Source organism: Allobosea sp. Root483D1 (assembly GCF_001429505.1).
Lineage (GTDB): Bacteria > Pseudomonadota > Alphaproteobacteria > Rhizobiales > Beijerinckiaceae > Allobosea.
In genome coordinates this window covers 1-2,386 of the sequence record NZ_LMJW01000008.1, presented here as the reverse complement: position 1 = coordinate 2,386, position 2,386 = coordinate 1, and the positions used below count along the sequence as shown (strand labels likewise).

Sequence of the window (2,386 nt, the reverse complement as noted above, 5' to 3'; positions counted from 1 at the left end):
CGGGGCATTTGATGTCTGGTGTTTGGCAGCAGGGGATTGCCCGGGTTCTGTTCTCTGAGGGGGCGGATGATGCCTTGCCGGCGGGTGCCGGCGCGGAGGTCTTCGGGTCTGCTGCTGGCAACAGTGTGGGAACCGGGTTGCTGGTTTTGACGCCGCAATATGGCCCGTGTTTGCTCACGGCCGCCCATGTCGTCAACGCGGCTCTAGGCTGGGATCTGTACTCGACCATCTCGCCTGCAACGGATGCCCTGATCGCGTTTGATCTGCCGACCAAGGGGGGCGATCGGTTTTATGTCGGCCGGGTTGTCGATTGGTCTCCCCCCCAGGATGCGCAGGATCGGGCTGAGTATCCGGTGAGCGACATCGCGCTGTTGCAGGTGGTGCAGGACCAGAGTGAGGGCGGGTCGCCGCTTCCCAGCGACCTGCACTTGCACAAGCCGGAAGACTTCGTGGTCCTGACGGATGAGGATATCGATGGGCTCGGGCTCAGATGCTTCGGGTTCTCCCGTTCGGATGGAGCCTTCGCCGAAGGCAAGGTGAGAGGGGTAAGTGGGGCTGGCTGGCTGCATCTTGTCGGGACGGACGACCATGGCGATTTTGTTGCGCCGGGCTTTAGCGGGGCGCCCGCCTTCGATGTATCGCGGCGAAGCATTCTGGGCATGGTGGTTTCGGTCGATGGGGATGACGGCAGGCGCCTGGCGTTCCTGCAATCGTCGCGGAACCTGTGGCGGGCCTGTCCTGCGCTGGCGCGTCCCTATCGCGGGCTGAAGTTCTTCGAGGAGGAGGACGCCGGGTTCTTCTTTGGTCGCGACGAGTTTGTTCAGCGCATGCTGGAGAAGGCAAAGAGCTTTCCGCTGCTGGGGGTTACCGCGGCATCGGGATCAGGGAAGTCCTCGGCGATCCGCGCCGGGCTTGTGCCGAAGCTGAAGGCGGATAACCGGACGCTGGTGATCGCGATGCGGCCGCTCGGCAATCCCTGGAAGGAACTGGCCAGGGGCCTGCTTGAGGCCTCTCCCTCGAAGCTCGATGTCTTTCAGGCGGACGATCGTGCCGATGAGATGGCCGGGAAGCTGCGCCAGGACTCCCTGAAGCTCGAGGGGTATGCCGACGTCCTGCTGAAGGCAACGGGGACGGATCGCCTGGTGATCTTCGTCGACCAGTTCGAGGAGTTGTTCACGCTTTCCGGGCACGAGCGGGAGGCCTCACACCAGGTGCCTGAGGCGCAATCAGTCACGCCGGACTTCCGGGATCTGATGGTCGCCACGGCTCAACTCAAGAGATCCCCGCGGGTGCAGTGGATCTATGCACTGCGTGGGGATTTTGCCGATCGGGCGTTCAAGCATCCGCGCTTTACGGAGACCGTCGGTGACGGCAACGTCATGCTGGCGGACATGACAGAGGAGGCGCTTCGGGAGGCGGTGAGCCGGCCGGCTGCTGCGCTTGAGGTCGAGTTTGAGGGCGCTACAGCGACGCAGTCGGACCTGATCAGCCGGATTGTGCGGGATTCCGGGCTGACGGCGGGGGCCCTGCCCTTGATGCAGCATCTCCTGGAACAGCTCTGGCGCAAGATGCGTGATCGCATGCTGACCCATGCTGACTACGACGAGTTGAAGGGGGTCAAGGGCGCGCTGAACGCCCATGCGGAAGCGGTCCATGCGACCCTTTCGCTGGAGGATCAGCGGCTGGCGCAGCGGCTGTTCCGGCGTCTGGTGAATGTGGAGGAGAACGGCGAGGTGACGCGTCGTGTCGCCTCGCGCGGGGAGCTCGATGCGCTGGACGCAGGGCTGTGGCCGGTCGCGGAGCGGCTGGCGGAGGAGGACAGCCGGCTGCTGACGCTGCGGGGACCAGAGACTGCCGGGGCCGGGCCAGATCAGACCGGCGCGCTCCGGACGGTCGAGGTCGCCCACGAGGCCTTGCAGCGGCACTGGGAGCGGCTGACGGACTGGGCGAACGAGGATCGCCAGTTCCTGCAGTGGCGGCGGCGGCTCGAACAGCGGATGGCGGATCAGGACGCGTTTCTGAGCGGTCCATCGCTTCAAGCAGCGCTCGGCTGGCTGGAGGCCCGGCGCGACGACCTGACCACCCAGCAGCGCGCCCATATCAACGCCTCACGACAACACCAGGAGGAGCAGGAACGCGAGAAGGCCCAAAGGCAGGCCGACCTCGAGCACGCGCTTGCAGAAGCGCAAACCGAACGAAAACGCGCAACCGATCTCGTGCAGGAAAAATCGGGGCTGCTGCACCAGATGCGAGCCCTGCTGACTCTAGCCCGTCGCTTCGCAATCGCCGCCGCCTGCCTCGCAGTCTTGGCCTTTGCCGCAGCCGGCGCGGCTGGCTGGTACTGGAAAGACGCTCGGGCTCAAGCCGAGATCGCCAACGATCAGCG

General features: G+C 65.1%; 1 protein-coding gene. It reads left to right on the top strand.

Features of this window, described 5'->3' with window-relative positions:
• Positions 1 to 11: 11 nt before the first annotated feature.
• Positions 12 to 2,386 (top strand): S1 family peptidase (locus ASE66_RS09840; protein ID WP_200964572.1); only part of this gene is annotated, 2,375 nt, incomplete at its 3' end.